At 68.9% G+C, this 20,767-nt stretch carries 20 protein-coding genes; 12 read left to right on the forward strand and 8 right to left on the reverse strand.

Translation table 11 applies throughout. The annotated features are described in order from the left end of the window. The coding region (locus IBX62_08670; protein MBE0477154.1) for a cell wall-binding repeat-containing protein at positions 1 to 710 on the forward strand (710 nt) is incomplete at its 5' end. 80 nt (positions 711 to 790) lie between these two features. Here IBX62_08670 and IBX62_08675 read toward each other — a convergent pair. Beyond that, positions 791 to 1,291 carry a DUF4405 domain-containing protein gene (locus IBX62_08675; protein ID MBE0477155.1) on the reverse strand — a complete coding sequence of 167 codons (501 nt, stop codon included), beginning with the start codon at positions 1,289 to 1,291 and terminating at the stop codon, positions 791 to 793. 244 nt (positions 1,292 to 1,535) lie between these two features. Between IBX62_08675 and IBX62_08680 the strand changes: the two genes are divergently transcribed. The 5 genes from IBX62_08680 (at position 1,536) to IBX62_08700 (ending at position 6,299) form a co-directional block, all read left to right on the forward strand. Continuing rightward, the gene (locus tag IBX62_08680; GenBank protein MBE0477156.1) at positions 1,536 to 3,431 is read left to right on the forward strand and encodes an LTA synthase family protein; all 1,896 of its coding nucleotides are present in this window, start codon (positions 1,536 to 1,538) and stop codon (positions 3,429 to 3,431) included. A gap of 250 nt (positions 3,432 to 3,681) precedes the next feature. Continuing rightward, positions 3,682 to 3,888, forward strand: a complete 207-nt coding sequence (locus IBX62_08685; GenBank protein MBE0477157.1) for a cold-shock protein — start codon at positions 3,682 to 3,684, stop codon at positions 3,886 to 3,888. Positions 3,889 to 4,090: 202 nt separating this feature from the next. Then, a complete protein-coding gene (locus IBX62_08690) occupies positions 4,091 to 4,837 on the forward strand; it encodes a tryptophan-rich sensory protein (GenBank protein MBE0477158.1) in 747 nt (248 codons plus the stop codon). 114 nt (positions 4,838 to 4,951) lie between these two features. Beyond that, positions 4,952 to 5,107, forward strand: a complete 156-nt coding sequence (locus IBX62_08695) for a hypothetical protein (protein ID MBE0477159.1) — start codon at positions 4,952 to 4,954, stop codon at positions 5,105 to 5,107. 532 nt (positions 5,108 to 5,639) lie between these two features. Then, on the forward strand, positions 5,640 to 6,299 hold the full coding sequence (locus IBX62_08700) for a DUF1698 domain-containing protein (protein ID MBE0477160.1): 660 nt from the start codon (positions 5,640 to 5,642) through the stop codon (positions 6,297 to 6,299). 23 nt (positions 6,300 to 6,322) lie between these two features. On the opposite strand, the gene IBX62_08705 is transcribed toward IBX62_08700, so the two are convergent. After that, positions 6,323 to 7,969, reverse strand: a complete 1,647-nt coding sequence (locus IBX62_08705) for an ABC transporter permease (GenBank protein MBE0477161.1) — start codon at positions 7,967 to 7,969, stop codon at positions 6,323 to 6,325. Next, positions 7,966 to 8,886: an ABC transporter ATP-binding protein gene (locus IBX62_08710; GenBank protein ID MBE0477162.1), complete on the reverse strand. Its 921-nt coding sequence runs from the start codon at positions 8,884 to 8,886 to the stop codon at positions 7,966 to 7,968. The genes IBX62_08705 and IBX62_08710 overlap by 4 nt, the downstream gene beginning before the upstream one ends. Positions 8,887 to 8,936: 50 nt before the next feature. Here IBX62_08710 and IBX62_08715 point away from each other — a divergent pair, with 50 nt between their 5' ends. From IBX62_08715 to IBX62_08740, 6 genes are all read left to right on the forward strand, one after another. Next, on the forward strand, positions 8,937 to 9,341 hold the full coding sequence (locus IBX62_08715) for a MarR family transcriptional regulator (protein MBE0477163.1): 405 nt from the start codon (positions 8,937 to 8,939) through the stop codon (positions 9,339 to 9,341). Between the two features lie 77 nt (positions 9,342 to 9,418). Next, a complete protein-coding gene (locus IBX62_08720) occupies positions 9,419 to 9,577 on the forward strand; it encodes a hypothetical protein (protein ID MBE0477164.1) in 159 nt (52 codons plus the stop codon). Positions 9,578 to 9,615: 38 nt separating this feature from the next. Next, complete coding sequence (locus IBX62_08725) at positions 9,616 to 9,753, forward strand: hypothetical protein (GenBank protein ID MBE0477165.1); 138 nt, start codon at positions 9,616 to 9,618, stop codon at positions 9,751 to 9,753. Then, complete coding sequence (locus IBX62_08730; GenBank protein MBE0477166.1) at positions 9,746 to 11,014, forward strand: MFS transporter; 1,269 nt, start codon at positions 9,746 to 9,748, stop codon at positions 11,012 to 11,014. Before IBX62_08725 ends, IBX62_08730 begins: the two co-directional genes overlap by 8 nt. Positions 11,015 to 11,172: 158 nt before the next feature. Then, positions 11,173 to 13,617 (forward strand): AAA family ATPase, encoded by a 2,445-nt coding sequence (locus IBX62_08735; protein ID MBE0477167.1) that lies wholly within the window; start codon positions 11,173 to 11,175, stop codon positions 13,615 to 13,617. A 274-nt stretch (positions 13,618 to 13,891) separates the two neighbouring features. Next, positions 13,892 to 14,563 carry a nuclear transport factor 2 family protein gene (locus IBX62_08740; GenBank protein MBE0477168.1) on the forward strand — a complete coding sequence of 224 codons (672 nt, stop codon included), beginning with the start codon at positions 13,892 to 13,894 and terminating at the stop codon, positions 14,561 to 14,563. A 387-nt stretch (positions 14,564 to 14,950) separates the two neighbouring features. On the opposite strand, the gene IBX62_08745 is transcribed toward IBX62_08740, so the two are convergent. The 5 genes from IBX62_08745 to IBX62_08765 form a co-directional block, all read right to left on the reverse strand. Next, the gene (locus IBX62_08745; GenBank protein MBE0477169.1) at positions 14,951 to 15,970 is read right to left on the reverse strand and encodes a hypothetical protein; all 1,020 of its coding nucleotides are present in this window, start codon (positions 15,968 to 15,970) and stop codon (positions 14,951 to 14,953) included. Positions 15,971 to 16,088: 118 nt separating this feature from the next. Beyond that, positions 16,089 to 17,261, reverse strand: a complete 1,173-nt coding sequence (locus IBX62_08750) for an ABC transporter permease (protein ID MBE0477170.1) — start codon at positions 17,259 to 17,261, stop codon at positions 16,089 to 16,091. Continuing rightward, positions 17,258 to 18,466: an ABC transporter permease gene (locus IBX62_08755; GenBank protein ID MBE0477171.1), complete on the reverse strand. Its 1,209-nt coding sequence runs from the start codon at positions 18,464 to 18,466 to the stop codon at positions 17,258 to 17,260. Before IBX62_08755 ends, IBX62_08750 begins: the two co-directional genes overlap by 4 nt. Further along, positions 18,466 to 19,416 (reverse strand): ABC transporter ATP-binding protein, encoded by a 951-nt coding sequence (locus tag IBX62_08760; protein ID MBE0477172.1) that lies wholly within the window; start codon positions 19,414 to 19,416, stop codon positions 18,466 to 18,468. The genes IBX62_08755 and IBX62_08760 overlap by 1 nt, the downstream gene beginning before the upstream one ends. A 618-nt stretch (positions 19,417 to 20,034) precedes the next feature. Continuing rightward, entirely contained in the window at positions 20,035 to 20,364 is a 330-nt protein-coding gene (locus IBX62_08765) for a DUF805 domain-containing protein (protein MBE0477173.1), read from the reverse strand. Positions 20,365 to 20,767 lie beyond the last annotated feature (403 nt).

The raw sequence follows: 20,767 nt of genomic DNA on the forward strand, positions 1-20,767 counted from the left end.
GGGCGTACGTCGTCGGCGGGCAGCCCGCGATCTCGGAGAGCGTGGCGGCCGAGCTCGGCCGCATACCTGGTGTCACCGTCGTCCGCATCGGGGGCCGCGACCGATACGAGACGGCGGCGAAGGTGGCGGCCACCGTGGTCTCGGCGAAGGGCACGGAGTTCGACGGCCGCGTCTTCCTGGCCAGGGGAGACGTGTTCGCCGATGCGTTGTCGGCCTCAGCGGTCGCGTACTCGTCGGGCATGCCTATCCTCCTCACCAGGCCCCGACGCCTGCCGGATCGGACACTTCGCTCCTTGACCGATCCGAGGGTGAACGGTGTGGTGATCTGCGGCGGGACTCCGGCGGTCTCCTCGGAGGTCGAACTCGCCCTCCGCGAGGGGAAGCGCCTGTCCGTGTCGAGGATCGCCGGACGCACCCGGTACGACACCGCTCGGGCCCTCGCTTCATGGGCACGCCGCGAGGGCCTCGCGGACGAGCTGTACGTCGCTATCGCCTCGGGTCTCGACTACCCGGACGCGGTCTGCGGCGGCGCGGTGGCCGGCTCGCGTCGCGGCGTCCTGCTCATGACCGATGCCCGGACGCTGTCCTCCGCCACACGGGAGTTCCTGGGGGGTGAGGGGCCTGACACGGTAGTGCACGTCTTCGGAGGCGAGCCGCGCATCCCCCCGCCAGTCGAGAACGCCGTGCGGTCGGCACTCCCCGAGCAGTGATGCTTCGCACCTCGGCCATCGTCGGCGACGAGGTCGAAGTGCCGTGGACGCAGGCGCTCGGCGCGCAGGTCGACGGGGGCTCAGAGTACGCCCAGGCCCACCATCACATGCACCACGATGGCGAGGTAGAAGGTGACGGCCGACCCGTTGTGGATGAGGCGCCACTCGCGCATACCGGCAGTCAGCATGCGATACCGCATCAGGAACCCGGTGGTCACCGACAGCACGAGGGCGGCGTACAGCACGACGCCGGTGCCCAGGTCCGGGGGCACCGGCCTGGTCACGTGCTGTGTGAAGTGCAGCGACACCAATCCCACGGCTACCAGTCCGCCGAACACGTGTAGCTGGAGCAGGGCCCTTCGGCCGTCCCTGTTTCGGCGCTTGAGCACGTAGAAGGCGGGCGTGAAGGCGGCGATGAACGTCGCGCCGGTCCAACTGAACCAGTGATGGAGGAGCCAGGGGCCGATCGCGATACGCAGATCGATGGCGCGCGTGCCGACTCCGACAGCGAACGCCAGCACGACCAGGACCATCAGCAGGGCGACCGCCGGCGATCCTTGGTCGGGACGCTTATCCGCCATGTGGGATGTCCCTCCGTCGAGCCGGTCCGCTACGCCGTTCCCTCGCCGCACCGGGCGCGGGGGCTCGCGCCATACTCCTATGTCTACCCAAGCCTCCGGTAGGCCACGGCCCGGATGACGTCGCAGTGTGTGGGGTCACAAGGAGGCGGCGCGGTGCTGGCGCTCGATGACGGCTTCGGATAGTGTGCGGTTCGGGCCTGCTTGACACGAGGAAGCCATGGAACCGCTGCCGAGGAGAGTCGCGTTGTTGCGTGAGCGCCTTCGTGCGCTCGACGCGTTGCCGCTTCTGGTCGCGCTCCTCCTCGGCATGAAGGTCCTCTGGTCCCGGCATCTTGTCATCGGGCACGCACTCGGGACCGGCTTCCTTGCGGACCTGGTGTTCCTCGCCGTCATCTGGGCGTTCGCCTCATCCGTCCGCGGCAGGCCCGGACGGATCGCGATCGCGCTGGTGGCGCTGTTCTCCTCGGTCGTTCTGCTCGGCTCGGTGATGTACGCATCGTATTTCGAGCAGCCGCCGGAAGCGGCGATGCTGCTCATGGCGGGTCAGGTTCGCCTCGGCGAAGACGTCTTGGGGCTGCTGACCCTCAAAGGCGCGCTGCTGCTCGCGGACCTTCCGTTCGTCTTCTGGGCCGCCTTCCGGCCGGCACGCGGCAAGGTGCTGCAGCAGCGGGCGACACTTGCCTTCGGCGTGGCGTCGCTTCACATGGCGATAGTGCTGACGATCGTCACCGCCGTCGTCGGTACGGGCAAGGACCCGTTGACCGTGGCCTACCGGTTCGGCCTGTTCTCGTTCGAGTCCGCGTCGGTCCTCGGGCGCTCGCTCGGTGGCGACGGTGACGGTCTGGCGTTCAGGGGTGACCTGCAGTCCCAGATAGATCGTCTGACGGGGCATTCGGACGGGCCCAGGATGCCGAACGCGCCGGAGTTCGGCCAGTACGAGGGCAAGAACGTCATCCTGATCCAGATGGAAGCCTTGCAGGCGGGCCTCATCGGCGCGCGCATCGACGGACAGGCGATAGTGCCGAGACTCGAGGCGTTCATCGGGCGCAGCCACTACTTCCCGAACACCTACTCGCAGATCGGCGGAGGCAACACGGCGGACGCGGAGTTCGTCGTGAACACGTCGCTTCTGCCTCCCACGGGGCAGCCCGCTTCGGTAGCCTACGCGCGCAAGGAGATCCCCGGCCTCCCGCGAATGCTGGAGGAGCGCGGCTACACCACCGCGACGTTCCACACGAACACCGCCGATTTCTGGAACCGCTTCCAGCTCTACCCGGCCCTGGGCTTCGGCGCGTACTGCGATCGGGTCTTCTTCGGCGACGACGACATCACGGGTTATGGACCCAGCGACCGTGTGCTCTACGAGAAGACGCTTCCGGTGCTGGTGAGCGAGCTCACCCAGGAGAACCGCTTCTACGCCAGCCTCGTGACGCTGTCCGCGCACTACCCGTTCCGTTCGATCCAAGGCCGAAGCCCGCTCAAGCTGTCCGAGGACGTCGCGAAGACCACCACCGGGCGGTACCTCGAGGCTCAGGCCTACGCCGACGAGCAGCTCGGGTGGTTCCTCGACCGGCTGGAGACGCACGGCCTGCTCGACGAATGCATCGTCGTCATCTACGGAGACCACTTCGGCATGCGCTGGGCGGACGAGACGGACGAGGACGCAGCCATCAGAAAGCACCTGTACGGTCGCGCGTACAACAGGGCGGACTTCTACAACATCCCCCTGGTCATCCATCTCCCCGGCCAGGATCGGCCGTTCGTGCACGACACGGTCTTGGGTCAGGTCGACGTGATGCCCACCGTGGCGGACCTCCTCGGTCTGGACCTCGCGGGTGTGCCGCACTTCGGCCGCAGCGCCTTCGTCGACACGCAGACCCTCTTGACCCGGCCCGGCGCGCTCCCCGTCAGTATCGACGGTACGCTCCTCTACATCCGGGGGGTCGACGGCAAGGAGGACCGCTTCTACCTGTCCAAGACGCAGGAGAAGCTGTACATCACCCAGCATCCGCCCGAGGGCTTCGAGAACGCCGTGAAGCAGCTTTCGCTCTGCGATGAGTACGTCTTAGGGCTCGCCGACCGCGCCGGCGCCTCCAAGAAGGTCGGTTACATCCCGAAGCCGGGCCCGGACTTCCGCTAGAGCGCGTTCAGGCCCCGGTGTCGGGTGGCGGCCATCGCCGGAGGGCGATGATCGCCGCGAACTCGAAGCCCGCGTGCTCGCTTCGCGCGAGCAGCAGCGCGCCCCACACGAGCTCGCGCGACCGCCGGAGACGAGGGTCCGTGACCCGCCATCACGAGGCCCTCCCTCGGCGGGAACGCCGAGGATGTGTCGACACGGGCAGTTGTCGGGAATACAGACGGGAACGGTCGTGCGTTGAAGGATGGCATCCATGACAGAAGGCACTGTGAAGTGGTTCAACCCGGACAAGGGGTTCGGCTTCATCGCCCCGGACGACGGGGGCGACGACCTGTTCGTCCACTTCAGCGAGATCAAGTCGGAAGGCTTCAAGACGCTGGACGAGGGCGCGAAGGTGGAGTTCGACGTGGGGGCTGGCCGCGACGGGAAGAAGCAAGCGGTCAACGTCCGCGTCAAGTAGGTCGAGCGACCGCCTCATCGGCGGGCAAAGGCGTACGACCGGGCACGGGCGCAGCAGTCTGACGAGCCGGCGCCACGCACCTCCCGGTCGCGCGCCGTTCCGTGTCTGCAGCAGCGGGTACACTCAGGGCGGCCACGGCCTCCAGCGCAAAGGGGTGCCCGTGGGAACCGCCCGCACCGCGAGCCCGACGATCCGCCCCGACATGGCACTGCGAGTCCTCGTCGCACTGACGGTCGTCGGGACGATCGTCATGAACGTCCTCGCCAACGCGCTGCCGCTGTTCGGACGCGGCACCGGCGAGGTTTCCGCGCTCTACCCCACGCTCGTCACGCCGGCCGGCTACGTCTTCGCGATCTGGGGCCTGATCTACCTCGGACTGCTCGCCTACTCGGCGGCGCAGTTCGTGCGCCCGCTCGCCGACGACCCGCTGCCTGACCGGCTCGCCTGGCCGCTCCTCGTCTCCAACCTGGCCAACGTCTCTTGGCTGCTGCTCTGGCACTCCCTCAACATCTACTGGACCGTGCCGGTCATGCTGGTCCTGCTGGCCTCGCTCATCGCTGCCTACCTCGTCGCCCGCCGAGACCGGCCGGACCGTCCTTCGGGACTCGAGCGCTGGGCCGTACGCGCGCCACTCGGCCTGTACCTCGGCTGGATCTCGATCGCCACGATCGCCAACGTCTCGAGCGCGCTGTATGCCACGAAGTGGAGCGGCTGGGGCATCCCACCGGAGCGGTGGGGCGCGATCGTGCTCGTCGTGGGCGCCGCGCTCGCGTTCGCCGGCCTCGCGCGCGAGGGCGACTCCGTGTTCGCGGGCGTGTTCGTGTGGGCCTTCGCGGGGATCGCGGGCGCGACACCCTCGGAACTCGTGCGGATCGCGGCGGCCGCGCTCGCGGGCTCGATCGCGGTCGGGATCGTGCTCTCCGCGGTCGCTCGGAGACGCCTGGTGTGAACCCCGGCCGCGAACCCATGCGCGCGGGCGTCGGCGGTTGGGCCGCAGGAGCCTGTGCACGGGGCGTCCCTCTACGATCTGCACACGTACCTCGCGTTCTTGGGACTCGGAGGTATGGCCATCGCCGCAGGTGTGGGAACGTGGGCGCTCTCTCAGAAGCGTGAACAAGTGCTGTCCGCCGTGTCTCGCGCCCTCGTGTTGCCCTGGGCGGTCTGGGTGTTCGTCTTCGTCCGGGGGGCGCTGGAACGCGGCTCTCAGCGTCTCGCGTAGTCACGCGGAACCGAAGGCCAGCGCCAGTCGCCATCCGACATCGCGCAGCTCGGCGGATCGGGCCGCGATGCGGCATACGTGACAGACAGAATCCAGGTGCCTCGAAGAGACTTCCTGCGCAGGGTTGTGAACGGGCGAGATCACGACGTTGATGATCGCCCAGCCTCGACCGAGGTAACCGGCCTAACGGTCTTCGAGACCCCCTGCGGCGGCACCGACATGCGCCCTGTCGAGGGATTCGATTGCAGCGCTCGCTTACGACGGGGAGGAGCCACGGCGTCGGCTGTCGGTCCCCGTTGCATGCTGTATGCTTGTCGTGATAGGGCATCGAAAGCTGCGACCGAGCGCGACCGTATGGGGGTTTGGGCGCCTTGGATAGCGAGGAAGGTCTGCGACTGGCATTGGAGCGATACAGGTTCTATCACATCATCAAACTCACCGATGGAGTATCGACGCCAGGCAACCCCGGGTACGTAGAAACGCAAGACATGTGTATGAAGTACGTGAGATCCCTTGATCTTGAAGGGAAGCGGTGCTCGACGTCGGCTGCCGAGATGGCCTCTTCTCCTTCGCGGCAGAATCGTTCGGGGCACGCGAAGTGATAGGCATAGATAACGACCTATCCATACCTGCCACAGAGTTCCTCATCCCGTACTTTCAGTCGAAGGTCCGAATGGAACGGATGAATGTCTATGATCTGACCCCGGAGTCGTACGGACGATTCGACGTTGTGATCTTTCCGGGAGTCTTGTATCACCTGCGCTATCCATTCAACAGCTTGAAGGCGATCAGGGACGTCATGATTCCTGGTGGCGACTTGATCATAGAGACCGCGATCTGGAGGGGCGACAAGAGGAATGCGCTCCTGTTCTGTCCGATCGGGGACGACAGTCCCTACGAATCGACTAGCTGTACCTTCTTCAATGAGAAAGGACTCGTCGACACCCTGAACTCCATGGGGTTTGAAACGCTGTCGGTCGAGTACCTGCCTCCAGGGAGACCAAGTGCTCCGCGCCGGATGATCAATGCGGGGCGGAGCATCATGGAATCTCTCACACCTTGGATAGGTCGCCCGATAACGAGGGTGACTCGGTGCGTCCTCCACGCCAGGTTTCGCGGCCTCGACACGGAGTCTTTTGAGTTCCAGTACTGGGAGTCGACACATGACTACCACAGCGAGCATGGGGGCTAAGCCGGTCCGTCCCGGCCTACTCCCTATACGGACTCTATCCCGCGCCTCCTGAAGCCGAGCAGGCCGACGAAGGACGCGGCCACCGCGACCACGATCAGGACGACGACCGGCGCCCCCTCGAACGACTCGAGCGGCATACGCGCCGGATGCGCGTACGGTGAGAGGTCCAGCGCCCAGGCGGGCAGGTCGAGTAACTGGCCGAACGTTCCGGCGAAGAGACCGTAGCCGACGAGCACCCACGCCAGCCCGATCGCCCTGGGGAAGACTCCGAACAAGAGGGCGGCCACCCCGAGTACCACGAGCACCGGCGGAACCTGGTTCAGGTGCGCCACGGTGAGGTCGGCGATGAGCGTGTCATCGCCCGTGACCACGGCCGCCCCGACACCGGTGGACACCCCGGTGACGCCCAGCACGATCACGGCCCCAACGGCGCTGACCACGATGTTCCCGCCCAGCCACACCCATCGGCTGACCGGAGTGGCGAGCACGGGCTCCAGGCGGCCCGATGTCTCCTCGCCGCGAAGCCCGACGACGGACAGGACGGCATACGCCCCGGCGATCCACGCCATGTAGAGCGCCATGTAGCCGAGGTAACCGGCGACGAGCTCCTCGGCGCCCCCGAACAGCTCGATGAAGACCGGAGGCAGCTCCTCGAACGCGGACAGCATGGTCTCGGTGAAAGCGCCGAAGAGCAGCCCGGAGACGGTGAGCGCCAGCGTCCACCATAGGGTGCTCGAGCGCTGGAGACGGACGGCGAGAGCGAGCGGCGACCGCAGCCAGCCCGCCGCCTCCGGAGAGCCCCGACGGACGGCGATCAGGCTCGCTCCGACGTCGCGACGGGTCGACACTGCGAACCCGGCCACCGTCATGACGGCCGCGAAGCCGAGCGAGAGCGCGAGCGGCCACCACCTGTCCAGCACGAACGGCGCCGTCTGCTGCGACCACGCCAGCGGCGAGAACCACGAAAGCGTGGTGCCGCCCTCGGCCGCCATGTCCCCGCCCGCCCTGATGACGAACGCGATACCCAGCACCGCGCCGGCCATCCCGGCCGCCGCGCGCGAGAACGCGCTGAGCTGCGCGGTGAGCGCGGCGACGCCGGCGAAGGCCAGACCGCCCGCCGCGACGGAAGCGCCGAACAGCATGGAGCCTTCGGCGCCGAACCCCGCCGCCATCATCGCCGCCACTATGACCACGGCCACGACCGCGTTGTTGACCACCGCGACGATCATGGCCGCGCTCAGGCTGGCGTGCCGTCCGACGACGTTGGCGCGGACGAGCTCGGCCCTGCCCGTCTGCTCCTCCAGCCGCGTATGGCGGACGACGAGCAGGAAGCTCATGAGCACCGACATGATCAGGAAGTACAGCCCGTAGCCGTTGGCGATGAGGCTCTCGTACGTCGGGTCGGTGATCCCGTAGGCGGGTCCCACGAGCAGCCGCCCCACCGGGTCGGCGAAGATCTGAGCGATGGCGCCGAGCTCCTCCTCCGTCCCGTACGCCGCGGGGATCCCCACCACGAGGTACGCGACCAGGAGCGCGAAGCCGCCCGCCCATGCGGTGAGCCGGACCCGGTCCCTGCGGAGCATGAACCTCACGAGCCCCCACGTCCCGGTGAAGGAGCCGCCTCCGGCGGTGGCCGGCGCTGACCCCGCAACGGCGCTCCCCTGGATCACCGCGCCACCTCCGTCCGGCCGCCGGCATGCTCGCGATCGTCCCCGTAGTGGCGCAGAAGCAACTGCTCGAGCGTCGGGGGGTGCGCGACGAGCGAGCGGACACCGAGACCCGCGAGGTGACGGACCACTCCGTCGAGGTGCTCGCCGTCAACCTCGAAGCGGACCTGCCCGTCGATCCGCTCGAAGCCGTGCACGCCCGGGAGACGCGCGATGTCCTCGGCGGGCTGAGCGGTCTCCGCCGTCACCGTGGTCCGGGTGAGGTGCCGCAGCTCGGAGAGGGTCCCAGACTCCACGATCCTCCCGAGGCGGATGATCGAGATCGTGTCGGCGAGGACCTCCACCTGCGCCAGGATGTGGCTGGACAGCAGCACCGTCCTGCCGGCCTCCTTCGCCTCGCGGATCACGTCCTGGAACACCGCCTCCATCAGCGGATCCAGCCCCGCGGTGGGCTCGTCGAGCAGCAGGAGCTCGACGTCGGATGCGAGCGCCGAGATGAGCGCGACCTTCTGCCGGTTACCCTTGGAGTACGTGCGGCCCTTCTTCGTCGGGTCGAGGTCGAAACGCTCGATGAGCCGGTCCCGGCGCGCCTTGTCCATCCCTCCACGAAGGCGGCCGAAGAGGTCTATGGCCTCCCCGCCGGTGAGGTTCGGCCAGAGCTCCACGTCGTCGGGAACGTACGCGAGGCGGCGGTGCAGCCCGACGGCGTCGTCCCAGGAGTCACCGCCGAACAGCCTGGCACTTCCCCCGTCAGCGCGCAGCAGCCCGAGCAGGATCCGAAGGGTGGTGGTCTTGCCGGCACCGTTGGGCCCGAGGAACCCGTGCACCTCTCCGGTCCGCACTTCCATGTCGAGGCCGTCGAGAGCGCGCACGCGCCCGAAGTCTGTGACCAACCCGGATACCTCGATCGCTGCAGACATGACTCTCCAATCACCGGAGCAAGCATGGGCTCGCTCGATGCGTCCCCCGCATGCCGGCGCGCCTGTTCGCGGCCCTGTTCTTCAGTGAGACCGGCCGGCTGACCGCGGCGGAGCTGGCCGATCGGCTTCATGCCAGTCCCGCGTCGGTCTCGACCGCGGCCAGATACCAGCTCGACCTCCACATGATGCGCCGCGAGCGCGAACCGGGCAGCAGGCGCGACGTATACGTCTACGACGAGGACTGGTACGAGATGATGATCTCCAGCAGTCCGCTCATCGACCGAGGACCGGCGCCGCTCAGGGAGGCCACGGCGGTCCTGGGAGACTCCCCGGCCGGCAGAAGGGTCGCCGAGGCTCTCGCCTTCCTCGAGTACCTCGCGGACGCTCGGCGGAGGATGCTCAAGGAGTGGAACGAGCGCAAGCGGGAACTGCGAGAAGCGCGAAGGGGGAAGTAACCACAGCGGTGGCTCGGATGACACGTGTTGCGCGTGCGGTACGGCGTTCCTGCCCCCGGAACAGAGGAGGGTCCCAGATGGCACCGGGTTCCCAGAGGATCCGCGTCGACAGCGGCATGGGCGTCGTATGGTTCATCGGCTGGATATTCACGATCGGGTACGTGAAGCTCGGCTTCTGGCCCGCCGTGCTCGCGTTGATCATCTGGCCCTATCATCTCGGCGTGGCCTTGAGGTAGCCGGCGAGGCTCCGCCGCGTCGACGAGAGGAGGCACCCGTGGCGGCCGAGACCCGAGTCCGTTCGATGACTTTCGCGATGCCGAGCGAGCGGGAGCTCGTCGCGACGGGGATGATGGACGGCTGGGCGGAGGGCTACGAGCGGCTGGAGCGGTACCTGCGGTCGCTGCGTGCCTGACGCTCCACGACACGACTCCGAGGATCGGCGCGACCTCGAGCCGTTCGTCGCCCTGGAGGCTGCGACGCTGATCGCCGGCACGGGCAATGGTGTGGCGGCGCTCGCCCTGCCCTGGCTGACGCTGCGGCTCACCAACGACCCGGCCGCGGCCGGCGTGGTCGTCGCCGCGGGCGCCCTGCCGACGCTCGTCGCCTCGCTCGCCAGCGGCGTCGTCATCGACCGCCTGGGCCGCAAGCGCACGAGCGTGGGCTCCGACGTGTTCTCGGCGGTGTCTGCGGGGGCGATACCCCTGTTCGGCTTCCTCGGCATCCTGACGTATCCGCTGGTGCTGGCGGCTTCCGTGGCCGGAGCGGCGTTCGACCCGGTGGGCGTGACGGCGCGAGAGGCGATGCTGCCCGACGTCGCACGGCGCGGGCGCCTCGACCTCGAGCGCGTGAACGGAGTGCACGAGGCGGTGTGGGCGCTCGCGTTCCTCGTCGGGCCGGGCGTCGCGGGCGTTCTGATCGCCGCGATCGGGGCCGCGCAGTCCTTCCTCGCGATGTTCGCCGGGTTCGTCGCATCCGCGGTGCTCGTGGGGACGGCGCGCATGCGGACACCCCCTCCCAGGACCCGGCCTCCGCAGCCCTGGCTGGCGGATGCCCTCGACGGCCTGCGCTTCGTCTGGCGCGACCGGGCGATCCGCTCCACGACGCTCCTGTCGACGATCTCCTTCACGCTGGCGTACTCGGTGCTCGCCATCGTGCTGCCCGTCGTCTACGAGCGCCTGGACCAGCCGCAGCGCCTCGGGTTGCTGGTGATGGCGTTCTCGGCGGGCGCGATCGTCGGCTCCCTGGTCTACAGCGCCGTGGGGACCTGGACTGCTCGGCGGCCGGTGTTCGTCACGGGACTCGTGGCGATGGCGGCGATGGCGGGAGTGCTCGCCTTCTCGCCCGCGTTCCGAGTCCGGATCGCGGTCATGCTCGCGGCCGGCTTCGCGAGCGGGCCGGTGGGCCCGATCGTGAACGTCGTGCTGCAGGAGCGCGCCGCCGAGGAGATCCGTGGCCGTGCGCTCGCCATGGTGTTCGCGCTCGACTACGCGCTGTTCCCCGTGGGCTACGTGTCGGCTGGCTTCCTGATCAACGCCGTGGGCATCCCCCGGACGTTCGCCCTCATCGGGATCGGGGCGGGCATCGTGGCGTTCTGGTCTATGGCGACGCCCGCGCTACGCGGGATGGAGCGGTCACGACGAGGACCGGGAGCTGGGCCCCTTCCGGGTGGGTGATCCGGCTCTCATCCTTTCCGCCTGTCGCGCGATTCGAAACCCCGAGCCTCGGGTAACCGGACTCACGGTCTTCGAGGGAGACGTTCCGCGCGCGCGTATGCGGCCTGAACCGCAGCCGCAAGCCGCGCCGAGGATGCGGGAGGACGAGCATGGCCGACGTGCCTGACGAACTTCGACCGGGCGACGTGTACCGGGAATGCGACACGAGCGACTTCACGTTCGAGACCACCGACGAGCTCCCCGACCTCGACGAGATCATCGGTCAGCCGCGCGCGGTATCGGCCGTCGACTTCAGCATGCGTGTCGCCGACGGCGGCTACAACCTCTTCGCCGTCGGCCCTGCCGGTACCGGCAAGTCGAGCGTGATCGACAAGTTCCTCGCGGATCGGGCCGCCTCGCTGCCGATCCCCGACGACTGGGTCTACGTCCACAACTTCAGGGAACCGTCCCGGCCCAACGTCATCCGCATGGGCGCGGGCCGGGGGCAGGAGTTCAGGAAGAACATGGAGGACCTCGTCGAGGAGCTCAGGATCGCCATCACGCAGGCCTTCGACAGCGAGGAGTACGCGAACCAGAGGCAAGCGGTGATCGGCCGGTTCGAGGAGCGCGTGAAGAGCGAGCTCCAGGCGGTCAGCGAGAAGGCCGACGCGGAAGGCCTCCTCATCCTCGGCTCACCCGCTGGGATCATGGTCATGCCGAGGATGCCCGACGGCCAGCCGATGCCGCCCGAGGAGTTCCAGTCCCTGCCCGAGGAGGAGCGCAAGAGCGTCGAAGAGCGCGCCGGACGCATCAACGAAGAACTCCAGCAGACCACCCGCGAGACCCGCAGGGTGGAGCGCGAAGGCCGCGAGGCGCTGCGCGACCTGGACCGCAAGGTGACCTCGTTCGCGGCACGGCACATCATCGACGACGCCTGCGAGCGCTGGTGCGACGCCCCGGGAGTGAACGAGTACCTCTACACGATGCTCGACGATGTCGTGGAGAACGCCGAGGACTTCAAGAAGCAATCCGAGGACGAGGCGCCTACCCTGTTCGGCGTGCGCATGCCGCAGGCCCGGTCGCGCGACGGCTTCCGCAAGTACGGGGTCAACGTGCTCGTCGACAACTCCGGGCTCGACGGTGCGCCCGTCGTGACCGAAAGCAACCCCGTGTTCCAGAACATCGTCGGACGCGTAGAGCACCTGGCCGAGTTCGGGGCGTTGCTGACGGACTTCAACATGATCAAGCCGGGGGCGCTGCACAAGGCGAACGGAGGCTTCCTCGTCCTGGATGCGCGGGAAGTGCTCCTCAAGCCCTACGCGTGGGACGCGCTCAAGCGTACGCTCAAGACCCGGGAGATCCGGGTGGAGGACATCGCCAAGCAGTTGGGTGTGGCGACGACGGCTACGCTCGACCCCGAGCCGATACCGTTCGACGCGAAGATCGTGCTCATCGGCGAGCCCTTCCTCCACTACCTGCTCTCCGCGCTCGACCCCGACTTCGGCGAACTGTTCAAGGTCAAGGCGGACTTCGACACGGTGGTCGAGCGGACCCCGGAGAGCGAGCGGCTCTACGCGAGATTCGTGGGACACGTCTGCCGGCAGCGAGGGCTCGCCCCGTTCTCGCCTGAGGCCGTGGGACGCGTCATCGAGCACTGTTCTCGCCTCGCCGCCGATCAGGAGCGGACCACGAGCCGGTTCCGGAACGTCGCGGACCTGGTGACGGAGGCCTCTCACTGGGCCGGCGAAGGGCACGACGGCACGGGGCGGGTCGTCGTGCACCGCGAGCACGTGCAGAAGGCCATCGACGAATGGGTCTATCGATCGAACCGCGTGGAGGAGCGGCTCCACGACAGGATCAAGGACGGGTCCCTGCTCGTGGACGTCGAGGGAGCCGTCACCGGGCAGGTGAACGGGCTGTCCGTCACCGCCGTCGCGGACTACGCATTCGGCTTCCCGAGTCGGATCACCGCGACCCATCGCCTCGGCGAGGGAGAGGTCGTCGACATCGAGCGCGAGGTGGAGATGGGCGGCCCCATCCACTCGAAGGGCGTGCTCATCCTCGCCGGCTACCTCGGCGCGAAGTACTCCGCCGATCGCCCCCTCTCCTTGACCGCGCGGCTCGTGTTCGAGCAGTCCTACTCGGGAGTCGAAGGGGACAGCGCGTCATCCGCCGAGCTCTACGCGCTCCTGTCGTCGCTGTCCGGGCTGCCGCTACGGCAACGGCTGGCGGTCACAGGCTCCGTGAACCAGCTGGGCCGGATCCAGGCCATCGGGGGCGTCAACGAGAAGGTCGAGGGCTTCTTCAAGGTATGCGAGGAGCTCGACCCCGGAGGCGACCACGGGGTCCTCATCCCGAGGTCGAACGTGCGCCACCTGATGCTGGAGGCTCCCGTCCGCGACGCCATCGCCGCCGGCCGCTTCCACATCTTCCCGATCTCGACCGCGGATGAAGGGATCTCGTTGCTGGCCGGCGTGCAGGCGGGAGTACCGGACGAGGCGGGCACCTATCCCGAAGGCTCGGTCAACCGGCTCGTCGTCGACCACCTGGCGGCGCTCGCGGAGGAAGCTCGGAAGCTCGCGGCGGTCAAGGCGAAGGCGATCGAGGGCCGGCACTCTCACTAGTGCCGCTCGAGAGCGATCCCGATTACGCCGTCGCTCAAGTTCACGACCCGCGCGGACTCCGGCGTGTCGTGGCGGTGGTACAGCGCCGACATCCCCGTTCCCCTCTGCTCCTCGGCTACCTACCCCATCCGGGCGCCGAGGGACTCAGCGGGCCTCCCGCCACCCGCCGCGCTCGCCTCATGCCTCACGGGGTCGAAGACTGACGCGGGCGTGTCCCGCGGCGATGCACACAGCTGCAGCCGGGGGCTGAGCGCCGGAACGGAGGAGCGAGGACATGAGCGAGCACACCAACCGGGAGATCGTACGGAAGGCATACGCGGCGGCCGAGACTGGTGACATAGAGGCCTTCCTGCAGCAATGCGACCCGAAGATCGAATGGGTCTACCCGCCGATGCAGGGCGTGCCGTACGGCGGCGTGTGGACAGGGTTCGAGGGCATGAAGCGGTTCTACGAGATCTACGATGAGGTCGAGGAGTCCCTCGAATACGAGGCCACCGACTTCATCGCCGAAGGGGACCGGGTGGTGGTCCTCGGCCGCACTCGAGGGAAGGCCAAGCGATCGGGCCGCATGGTCGAGTACGACTGGGTCGACGTCGTGACCCTCCGTGAGGACAGGATCGTGAAGATCCGCTCGCATTACGACACCACGGCAGTGATCGAAGCGCACCGGGCAGACGGGCCCGGCGCTGCCGGTGGCGGAGGCGGAATCGGACTGGAAGGCCGTCATGATGTCGGGGCCGGCCTCCGCTGCCCGCGCACTGGAGGCGCATCCCAAGGCCGGGTGGCTCTTCATCGGCCGTCAGTACGCGACCGCGCCGTCTCTCCAGATGCTCGAGGCGCCGTTACGGATCCTCTGCGCGGCGGGCTTCCGAGACCAGGAGCTGGTCGACGCGGCGCACGCGATCTTCGCGCTGACAGTCGGCTGGTACATCCTCGCTTCCGGTGAGGGCGGCTCCTGGAGCGGCCCCGAGGAGGAGGCGATCGAGGCCACGGGGGAAGCGGCGCCCCTGGCGACGGAGCTCGCACCCCAGCTCCGCGACTGGAGCCGCGGGATGGAGGAGGGACTCAAGGCGCTGCTCGACGGGCTCGAGGCCGGACGCGAGAAGTATGTGTGAGTTCACCACATGGCGGACGCCGGTGTCGGAACATCGTGGACGCCCCCTCCACCCGCTGATGATCCAGTCGTACCACACCAAGGAGCTCGAGAGTGGTCGGCCCAACGGGGAGGGCGGCCTCTCGGCTCAGCGGTGCTCCACTTGGGCTTCACTTCAAGACCCCGAAGGCGGACAAGAGCAAGCGGAGCCTTCTCCTGAACGCGCCGCTCCGCCCGACCCTACTCGGCGCCCGGAGACTCCATGATCTGGAACGTCCTCTCCCAAGCGGTCACCGATAGTGCCCCCTGGCGGCTGGCGCCTCCGACGACGACGATCCTCCCCTCGAACACGGCACCGTCGGCCCCGTGCACCGTGAGGGGCGGAGACTGCGCCAGCTCCCACCGCGGGCGCTCGTCGCGCGTATCGAGCACCCAGTGCTCGTCGATGACGCCGCCGCGAAGACGAGGGTCTTCGCCGCCGAGCACGTAGACCCGCCCATCGGTGAAGCCTTCCGCGGCGCCGCTCGTGGGCTCCGGCAGGCTCGGTCCCTGCTCCCAGACGTCCCGCTCGGGGTCGTAGATGTCGACGCGCGCGACGTTCTCCGAGGTGCGTCCGCCGATCGCCCAGATGCTGTCGGCGGTCGCGACCACGGACAGGTGGTCGCGCATCTCCGGGATCGGCGCGGCAGTCGCCCACTCGTCTCTGTCCGGGTGGTACACGAAGGTGTTCGCGGTCTCGCCGTGACCGCCCACCACGTAGAGGCGTCCGTCGAACTCGACCATGCGGTGACCCCAGCGCGCCTCCGGCAGCGGAGGCATGGACTCCCACGTCGAGCCCTCATCGGGCTCCCATCGCCAGACCTCGCGCCTGCCCTGCCATGCCCCGGCGTCGAGCGTCTCGGACCCCCCCGACACCCAGACCGCGCCGTCGAGCGCAGCGGCTGAGGCGTGGTGGACCGCTACCGGCAGGGACGGTCCTCGGCTCCAGGCCCCGCTCGCCTCCTCGTAGGTGAAGACGTCGTCGACCACCTCTCCGAGCCCGGACAGGCCGGAGAGAACGACGAGCATCTCCGAGCCGTCTTCCCGGACGACCGACACGGTCGCGAGTTCGCCGAACGCCCTGGGCAGCTCAGGGCCGAGCGCCCACTCATCGCGCTCCTGCGGCTCAGGCGCCGTTAGCAGCAGCCAGCCTACGGCCAGCGCCGCGAGAACGATGAGCGCACCGATGACGATGCCTGTCGGACGGAGCCAGCGCGGCATGAGCACTCCTCACCGGCGACGCGTGGCACGGGTCGACTTCCGGACCGCCGTCTCCCGCAGGTGGTGTCTACCGCTTACGGGCTCGTCCTACGCGCCCGCGGTCGTCGGGCGAGCGTCACTACCCCCGCGTCAGCGCGACGCGCAATCGCCACGCCCCGAGCGCGTACATGACGGCGGCGAAGCCCGCGAGCACGCCGAGCTCGGGGAGGATGTCCGCGATCGAGCCGCCTTCGAGGATGAGCGTCTCGAACGCCCGGATGCCCCACGCGTGAGGCGTGAAGTGCGCGACCCGGTAGAGCGTGGGCGAGAAGACCTCCATGACCATGAGCGGCACCATCGAGCCCCCGAGCGCTCCCAGCCCTATGCCGAGGACGACGCCGATCCCGCCTGCCTGCTCCTCGTTGCGAAGGACCGATCCCATCAGCATGGCGGTACCCGAAGCGCCGAGCGAGAAGACGAGCAGGACCGCGACCGCCCCGAAGGGGTCGCCCCAATCGACACCGAAGACGAGCGCGGTCCCCAGAATGATGAACAGTCCCTGCAACAGCGCGACGGCCAGCCTCCCCAGCCCCTCTCCGAACACGATCGTCCTCGTGGAGGTCGGAGTGGCGAGCATACGGCCCGACACGCCCAAGCGGCGCGACTCGATCAGCGCCGTGGAAGCCGTCATGGAGGTGAGGAAGACGAAGAGCAGCAGCTGGGAGTAGGCGCCCAGCTCGAACCGCCCGACCCGCTCGAACGGCGAGAGCTCGCCCACCGCCTCGGTCCCGACGTCGATCCGCGCCACCTCGCCGGCCTGCTCGCGGGCGGTCGTCAGCGCCTCCTCGTGACCGGCGCCTGCCCGAGCGGCTGCGAAGGCCGCGGCCCGCAGGATGGCGGCCTGCTCCACCACCACCGACTCGATCGTGCTGCGAAGGGCCTGCGCCGAGGCGTCGGGCCTCGACACGTACTCGACCGCCGCCTCGCGGCCCGAAGCCAAGACCTCGTCGTAGTCCTCGGGAATGAGCACCGCCACCTCGACGCGCCCGCGCTCGACCGCAAGCACGAGCGCATCGCGGTCCTCCCATCGGGAGACCTCCATCGCTCCGAGATCGGAGACGCCCTCGGCGAGCTCCCGGGCGAGTGGGCCGCCCTCGCCGCCCTGCACGCCGACCCTGGGCTCGAAGCCTCCTCCGAACGTCGCGCCGAGCACCAGGATGAGCATCATCGGGAGCATGAACACGAAGAAGATGTTCGAGCGGTCCCGGATCACCCTGGTGACCGAGATGCGGGCGATGGCCAGCGCCTTCATCGGTCCACCGCCCGTCGCAGGAAGGGCCACGCGACACCGCCGGTGACGAGGCCGAAGGCGAGCAGCGCGGCCACGGCGGGCAGAACGGCCGGGACCTCCCCGGCCCGCAGGTCGCTCAGACCGCGCAGGAACCAGGCGTGCGGTGTGGCGAGGCTCAGCGTCTCGAGGACACCGCCTGCCTGCGCCACCTGGAAGAACGTGCCGCCGAGGAAGGCGAGCACGAGCGAGACTATCGCCTGGAAGTTCTCGGCCTGTGCCTGGCTCCTCGCGGTGGCAGCCACCACGCCGAGGATCCCCATCGACGAGAACACGACCGCCACCACGAGCAGCGCGACGCCCAGCGGGTGGCCCCACTGGGCGCCGAGCAGCACCGTCGTGGCCACGATGAGCACGCTCATGCTGGCGACCCCGAGGGCGAAGGAGGTGACGGCCTTGCCGAGGATGATCGACCTGCGGTCGATGGGCGCGGCGAGCAGGCGCTCGAGCGTGCCCTTCCGGCGCTCGTCGAGCAGCCCGCTGACGCCGAACGACACGGTGAAGAACAGGAAGAACACCGACATGCCCGCAGCCATGTACGTCGTCTGGGGGAGCTGCCGCGTCCGGGCGGTGACGTCCTCGAGCGTGACCGGAAGGCCGGTGCCGGCGACCTCCTCGGCGAGCCCGGCGACCGCGCCGGGGTCGTGGGTCTCCTCATGTTCGAGCGTCGTGCGCACGGCGACCTCCACGGCGCCGACCTCAGAGGAGAACCCCTCGGCGACCGAGAGGGCCACCTGGCTCGCCAGCTGCGCTCCGACGCTGCCGATGACGGCGATCTCTCCGCCCTCGCCCCGCGTGACGCGCTCGGACAGGTTCGCGGGGAGAACGAACGCGGCGCTGGCGGTCTCGCCGCCGCCGCCCGTCTGACCGGCGCCGCGCTCCACACGCTCCCTGGCTTCCTCGGCGCTCTCGACCTCGACGATCGTGGCGATGCCGTCCTCCTCGAGCGAGTCGAGCATGTCGAGGAACGCGTCGGCGATGGGGCCCTCGTCCTCGTTGACCACGGCGTAGGTGGCGTGGAACGTCGCGGCGTCGAGCGGGCCGAAGACGAAGTTGAAGATGACGGCGAGCCCGAGCGGCGCGAGAAGGCCGTAGATGAAGACAGACCGGTCCCGCATGCGCTGAGTGAGGTCCTTGCGGGCGATGAGCAGCGCCGTCCGGAGCACCATCAGTCCCTGAGCGCGCGGCCGGTGAGATGCAGGAAGACCGCCTCGAGGTCCGGCTGGTCGACATCAACACTCGTCACCGTGGCGCCGGCGGACGCGACAGCGGCGAGCAACCCCGCAAGAGCGCCGGAGGCACCCTCGACGATGAGGTCGAGGCCCCCCTCGGCCACGCCCGCCTCACGCACGGCGTCCATGCCCTGCAGCGCCGCGACGGCCGCCCCGAGCTCGCCGGTCGCGGTCAGCCGCACCCGGTCGTGCTCGCCGACGAGCCTCACGAGCTCGTCCCGGGTGCCCTCGGCCACGATCCTGCCGTGGTCGATGATGCCGACGCGGTCGCAGAGGCGCTCGGCCTCTTCCATGTAGTGGGTGGTGTAGAGCACCGCCAGCCCCTCGGCGCCGAGCCTCTCGACGCTCTCGAGGATGGAGTTCCTGCTCTGCGGGTCGACCCCCACCGTCGGCTCGTCGAGCACGAGCAGCTTCGGGCCGTGCAGCAACCCGATCGCGATGTTCAGCCTGCGCTTCATCCCGCCGGAGTACTCGCCCGCCTTGTCGCCCGCGCGGTCGGAGAGCCCGACGGTCTCGAGCGCCTCGTCGATGCGCGAGACGCGCTCGCCGCCGGTCAGCCCGTACAGGCGACCGAAGAACGCGAGGTTCTCGCGCGCGGTCAGGTCCGGGTAGATCGCGATGTCCTGGGGGACGTAGCCGACCGCTCGCTTCGGAGCGACGCTCCGCGCGGTGAGCGGCTCGCCGAGCAGGCGCACCTCTCCGCCGTCGGGCTCGAGCAGCCCGCAGGCCATGGCGATGCTGGTCGTCTTGCCGGCGCCATTCGGGCCCAGCAGACCGTAGGTCTCGCCCGCCGCTATCTGGAAGCCGACGCCGTCGACCGCGACCAGGTCGCCGAAGCTCTTGCGAAGGCCGGTGCAGCGAAGAACGGGGGGTAGGCCCTCGGACACGCCGTCTCCTCCTGATCGGAACCCTGCGGCACCTCATCCTACCCGAACGCCGCGAACCGACGGGGGCGTGAGCGGAGGCGGCGGCCTCACCGCCGCCCCGCCGCCTCGGTGAATCGCACCTCGCGCCGGCCAGTCTCCGGCGTCCAGAACGCGAGGAGCGCCTCGCCCTCCTCGGCGGCCTCGCTACGCTGCCGCTTCGACAGCGGGCCGAAGAGCCTGACGACTGCTCCAGCAGGCGGCGGCCCTCGGCGAGGATGTCGTCGAAGCCGCGCTCCCTGAGCTCCCGGCGCTTGCCGCGCCCCGCCAGCGGCCGCGCCACCGCCGGCTGCAGGAGCGGGCGCAGACGCAGGGCATCCTCGGCGGTCACGAGGTGGATCGTCGAGCGCATCAGCGCGGTACGGACGATCCGCCGCTCTTCGAGCAGCCGCGAGACCGCCCGCGGATCGAAGGGGGCGAGCCGCGTCCAGAAGCCGACGTACGACGGCAGCGGATCCTGCGACTGCACGCCGACGAGGCGCTCCAGCATCTCCACCGGCCCCACCGAGGAGCGCTCGAGCAGCCACTGCCGCGCGAGGGTGGCGCGGTTGAGTTCGCGCGGCGAGATGCGACGGGGGGCCGTCACCGGCGTCTCAAGGTGCAGCCGAGGGGGGTGCCCATCCCTACTCGGGGGTCCGCGCCGTACGCGTTCGCCCCCGGCTGGCCTTGCTGCACGAGGAAGACGAGAAGCACGATGATGCCGACCAACGGCACGAGCGATATGAGTACCCACCACCCGCTCCGACCGGTATCGTGAAGCCGGCGAACGGCGACGGCAAGCGCCGGGATGAAGATCGCGAGCGAGTACAGCGGACCGAAGACAGCGAAACCCTCTCGCCCGAGCGCGGTGGCCAGCGCCGCGTCGATGACCCCGAGTCCGATCGCGATGAGCAGATTGACAAGGAAGAACATCAATACTCGCGACGACTCGCGCGCCCCTGGAAGACGGCGTACTTCTTGAGGACGGTCAGATACGCGTCCACTTCCTCCCCCTCACTACACGACCCCAACCGTCTTCGCGGATGCGGTCCCCCGACCCGGCGTCCATACACCCCGGACCGCGTGCTCGTTGCGCTTGTTCGCAATGGATGCGGTCATGCTCTTCCATCGGCTTGCGGTCCGCCTTCAGTCTTCTCCGATATGGGCGACCTCCTGCCGCGGAGTCGCCTCTTCGTGATATGGGCGAAGGACGCCTCTGCCTCGGAGACGCCGAGAGCCAGGCCCTCTTACCGAGGTGACCTGGCTCTCGTCTTCCCTGCATATGGCGGAGAGGGGGGGATTCGAACCCCCGAGACCGGGGTAACCGGCCTAACGG

It is taken from the genome of Coriobacteriia bacterium, assembly GCA_014859305.1.
Lineage (GTDB): Bacteria > Actinomycetota > Coriobacteriia > Anaerosomatales > Kmv31 > Kmv31.